Below are 4,815 nucleotides of genomic sequence, written 5' to 3'. Positions count from 1 at the left end.
GCGCGGCGGCGAGCACCGGCCCCACGTCGATCGATGCGGCCGGCGGGGCGACATCGGTCACCGGCGATGCCGCGTACGCGGGTGGCGACGACCCGGGTGCGGCGAGAGTGACGCCGGTGACCGCCACGGTGGCCCCGAACAGGCCGAGCGCAACCGTGACCGAGGAAACAGTGCGGTGCATGGAAGGAAGTGTCGCACGGCGCACGTTTCCTTCGGGTGACGCTCCTGGGCGGTCACCGCGCGGCACGAACCGCCTGCGAGGCGTCGACGTACGCGGTCAGTTCGGCAGCGAGCGCCTCGTTGACGCGTACGTGCAGCATGGTTCCCTCGGGCAGGTGCGCGGTGCTGAGTACCTCGCCCTGTCGGTGCAGGCGGGCCACCAGGTCACCCCGCTCGTACGGCAGCACCACCCGCAGCTCCACCGCCGGGCGTGGCAGCCGCTGCTCGATCGCCGTCCGCAGGTCGTCGATGCCGCGACCACGGTGCGCGGACACGAAGATCGCCTCGGGCCAGAGCCGCTTGAGGTGCAGCAGGGTCTCCTCGTCGGCGGCGTCGATCTTGTTGACCACCAACAGCTCGGGCAGCCGGTCGGCGCCGACCTCGCCGAGCACCTCGCGCACGGCCCGGACCTGCTCCTGCGGGTCGGGGTGGGCACCGTCGACCACGTGCACCACCAGGTCGGCCTCGGCGACCTCCTCCAGCGTCGAGCGGAACGCCTCGACGATCTGGTGCGGCAGGTGCCGGACGAAACCGACCGTGTCCGAGAGCGTGTAGACCCGCCCGTCGGCGGTGGTGGAGCGGCGGGTGGTCGGGTCGAGCGTGGCGAAGAGCGCGTCCTCGACCAGTACGCCGGCACCGGTCAGCCGGTTGAGCAGGCTCGACTTGCCGGCGTTGGTGTAACCGGCGATGGCCACGGCCGGCACCGCGTTGCGGGAACGGCGGGCGCGCTTGGTCTCGCGTACCGTCCGCATGGCCTTGATCTCGCGGCGGAGCCGGGCGATGCGGTGGCGGATGCGCCGACGGTCGGTCTCCAGCTTGGTCTCACCGGGACCACGCACACCGACGCCGCCACCGGCACCACCGCCACGGCCGGAGCCACCGGTCTGCCGGGACAGCGTCTCGCCCCAACCCCGCAGGCGGGGCAGGAGGTATTCGAGCTGGGCCAGCTCGACCTGGGCCCGGCCCTCCTTGCTCTTGGCGTGCTGGGCGAAGATGTCGAGGATCAGCGCCGTCCGGTCGACCACCTTGACCTTGGTGCGCTGCTCCAGGTTGCGCAGCTGGGACGGGGACAGCTCACCGTCGCAGATGACCGTGTCGGCGCCCGCCGACAGCACCACCGAGCCCAGGTCGTCGACCTTGCCCCGCCCGATGTAGGTGGCCGGGTCCGGCCGGGTGCGTCGCTGGATCAGCCCTTCGAGCACCTGCGAGCCGGCGGTCTCGGCCAGCGCGGCCAGCTCGGTCAGGGAGTTCTCCGCGTCGGTCTGGCTGCCTTCGGTCCAGACGCCGACCAGGACCACCCGCTCCAGCCGGAGCTGGCGGTACTCGACCTCGGTGACGTCGGTCAGCTCGGTGGAGAGGCCGGGGACCCGTCGCAATGCCTGCCGTTCGGAGAGCTCGTACTGGCCGGTGGTGGCGTCGAGCTCGTCGTCGGGAAATGGAACCTGGGTCTCCTGGTCGCGCAAGCGTCTCTCCTGTCCGTTCTGTGCATGTACCGAGCAATCCTGACATGTGTCAACGCCCGGTGCACCTGCTATATGCCCACCGCGGGAACGGGCAGACACGGGGGCGGCTGCCGGACTCCCGAGCAGGGCGAGTAGAAATGGGCGAGCCGTTCAGCGCCGACGGAGGGGATCCGCGTGCCCACCACCCGACTGCCCAGTGCCGGATTCTCGATCACGATCCGGATCGCCGTACCCGCCGATGCGTCCTCGATCGGCCGGTTGACCACCTCCGTGGGCGAGGCCGGGGCCATCGTCACCGCACTTGACGTGGTCGACTCCGACCCGACCCACGTGATCGTCGACCTCACCTGCGACACCGCCGACGCCGGGCACGCCGACCAGGTCGTCGACGCGCTGACCGCACTGGACGGCGTGGACGTGCGCAAGGTCTCCGACCGCACCTTCCTGCTGCACCTGGGCGGCAAGATCGAGGTCAGCTCGAAGGTGGCGCTGCGGACCCGCGACGAGCTGTCCCGGGCGTACACCCCGGGGGTGGCGCGGGTCTGCCAGGCGATCGCGGAGAACCCGGCCGACGCCCGGCGGTTGACCATCAAGCGCAACACGGTCGCCGTGGTCAGCGACGGTTCGGCCGTGCTCGGGCTGGGCAACCTCGGGCCGGCCGCCTCCCTGCCGGTGATGGAGGGCAAGGCGGCGCTGTTCAAGCGGTTCGGTGGCGTGGACGCCTGGCCGGTGGTGCTGGACACCCAGGACACCGACGAGATCGTCGCCATCGTGAAGGCGATCGCGCCCGCGTACGGCGGGATCAACCTGGAGGACATCGCCGCGCCGCGCTGCTTCGAGATCGAGGCGCGACTGCGCGAGGCGCTGGACATCCCGGTCTTCCACGACGACCAGCACGGCACCGCGATCTGCGTACTCGCCGCGTTGACCAACGCGTTGCGTGTGGTGGGCAAGCAGCTCGCCGACGTGCGGGTGGTGGTCTCCGGAGCCGGTGCGGCCGGCACCGCGATCATGAAGCTGCTGCTGCGTCGGGGCGTCGGCGACATCATCGCGTGCGACCGGCAGGGCGCTCTGCACCGCGGCCAGACCGGCCTCAACTCGGCCTGGCAGTGGCTGGCCGAGAACACCAACCGGGACGGCTACTCCGGCGATCTCGCCGGGGCGCTGAACGGCGCGGACGTCTTCATCGGGGTGAGCGCGCCGAACCTGCTCACCGGCGACGACGTCGCCACCATGGCCAAGGACTCGATCGTCTTCGCGCTGGCCAACCCGGACCCGGAGGTCGACCCCCGGGAGGCGCGCAAGCACGCCGCCGTCGTCGCCACCGGTCGCTCCGACCAGCCGAACCAGATCAACAACGTGCTCGCCTTCCCGGGCGTGTTCCGGGGCATGCTCGACGCGCACGCCGAGGAGTTCACCGAGGAGATGGCGCTGGCCGCCGCCCGGGCCATCGCCGACGTGGTCGGCGAGGAGAAGATCAACCCCACGGTCATCGTGCCCAGCGTCTTCGACTCCCGGGTGGCCCCGGCGGTGGCCGCCGCCGTCCGCGCCGCCGCCCAGAACCCGGCGGCCACCCCGCCCCCCGTCGCCGACCCGGGCCCGGCCGACCTCCCCGAGATCGCCGCCAGCGCTTCCGCCACCCCCTGACACCCGGCGCTAGCCGGCCCTGCACACCGCCGGGTTGCCCGGAGACCGCCGGCTCGCGTCGATCATGGACTTGTGGCGCGGACAAAGCCCACGTGAAGAGGGCATACCGTCAGCCACAACTCCATGATCGGCGCGGCCCCACGGGTGCGGCGTGGGCGGGGTGCCGGGGGTGGTCAGGTGAGGGTGAGGGTGCCGGTGGCCACCAGGACGGCGGGGCCGGAGAGCCAGCAGGAGTCCTCGTCGACGGTCACCGTGAGACGGCCGCCGGGTACGTCGACCACGACGGTGCCGGTCTCCCGGCCGGCGTCGTGCAGCGCGACGGCGGCGACCGCGCACGCGCCGGTGCCACAGGACAGCGTCTCGGCCGAGCCGCGCTCGTAGACCCGCATCAGCACGCGCGGGTCACCGCCGTCGACGGCGTCAGCGGCGGCGGTGAACTCGACGTTCACGCCGTGCGGGAAGAGGTCCTCGTCGACGTGGGGCGCCCGGGTCAGGTCCAGGGCGGCGAGGTCCAGACCGGCCGGCAGCGGGCAGACCAGGTGCGGGTTGCCGACGTCCACCGCCGTGCCGGGCAGGGCCAGACCGCCCAGGGCGGCGGTCGAGGCGGCGTACAACCGGGGACGCCGCATCTGGACGGCGATGGTGTCGCCGTCGATCCGGGCGTGCACGACGCCGGCGCGGGTGGCCACCGGCAGGTCGCCGTCGCCGGGGACGGCCAGCCCGGTCTCCAGCAGGTACCGGACGAAGACCCGGGTGCCGTTGCCGCACATCTCGGCGAAGGAGCCGTCGGAGTTCCAGTAGTCCATGAACCACTCGGCCTCGCCGGCCAGGGCGGCGCCGTCCGGGTGCTTGGCGGCGCGGACCACCCGCAGCACACCGTCCCCGCCGAGGCCGCGTCGCCGGTCGCAGATCGTCGCGACCAGCTCGGGCGTGAGGTCGAACGCGCCGTCCGGGTCGGGCAGGATCACGAAGTCGTTGGCGGTGCCGTGTCCCTTGGTGAACTCCACGCCTTCCATCATGGCGCAGCGGCGCGGACCGTCCCGACGGCGGCCTCGATCAGTCCCGGATCGGTCGAGTCGAGCCAGCGGACGCGCGGGTCGCGCCGGAACCAGGACCGCTGGCGGCGGACGAAGCGACGGGTGGCCCGGATCGTCTCGTCGTGCGCCTCGGTCTCGGTCAGCTCACCGGCGAGGAAGCGCAGCACCTGCTGGTACCCGAGCGCCCGGCTGGCCGTACGCCCCTGCGCCAGGCCGTGGCCGACCAGCTCGCGGGTCTCGGCGACCAGGCCGTCGGCCCACATCCGGTCCACCCGGAGCGCGATGCGCTCGTCCAGCCGGGCGGTGTCCAGGTCGACGCCGACCTGGAGGGCGGGATAATACGGCGTCGGCTCCGGCAACGCGGCGGTGAAGGGCCGGCCGGTCAGCTCGATCACCTCCAGCGCCCGGACGATCCGCCGGCCGTTGCCGGGCAGGATGCCGGCCGGCGG

5 protein-coding genes are annotated in these 4,815 nt (G+C 72.6%); 1 reads left to right on the top strand and 4 read right to left on the bottom strand.

All coding sequences use genetic code 11. From position 1 onward, the window contains the following. Positions 1-181 (bottom strand): hypothetical protein (locus tag EYA84_RS26695; protein ID WP_131056457.1); only part of this gene is annotated, 181 nt, incomplete at its 3' end. Between the two features lie 52 nt (positions 182-233). After that, positions 234-1,682, bottom strand: a complete 1,449-nt coding sequence (gene hflX, locus EYA84_RS26690; RefSeq protein ID WP_131056455.1) for a GTPase HflX — start codon at positions 1,680-1,682, stop codon at positions 234-236. 174 nt (positions 1,683-1,856) lie between these two features. Between hflX and EYA84_RS26685 the strand changes: the two genes are divergently transcribed. Beyond that, a complete protein-coding gene (locus tag EYA84_RS26685; RefSeq protein WP_131056452.1) occupies positions 1,857-3,329 on the top strand; it encodes an NAD-dependent malic enzyme in 1,473 nt (490 codons plus the stop codon). Between the two features lie 173 nt (positions 3,330-3,502). Here the strand turns inward: EYA84_RS26685 and dapF are convergent, their stop codons facing one another. Both dapF and EYA84_RS26675 read right to left on the bottom strand, forming a co-directional pair. Next, positions 3,503-4,336, bottom strand: a complete 834-nt coding sequence (dapF, locus tag EYA84_RS26680; RefSeq protein WP_131056450.1) for a diaminopimelate epimerase — start codon at positions 4,334-4,336, stop codon at positions 3,503-3,505. Between the two features lie 8 nt (positions 4,337-4,344). Further along, positions 4,345-4,815 (bottom strand): tRNA (adenosine(37)-N6)-dimethylallyltransferase MiaA (locus EYA84_RS26675; RefSeq protein ID WP_275540818.1); only part of this gene is annotated, 471 nt, incomplete at its 5' end.

Source organism: Verrucosispora sp. SN26_14.1, from assembly GCF_004307965.1.
In the GTDB taxonomy this organism is placed as follows: domain Bacteria; phylum Actinomycetota; class Actinomycetes; order Mycobacteriales; family Micromonosporaceae; genus Micromonospora.
The sequence above is the reverse complement of the archived record's forward strand: the minus strand, read 5'-3'. Positions and strand labels throughout refer to the sequence as shown.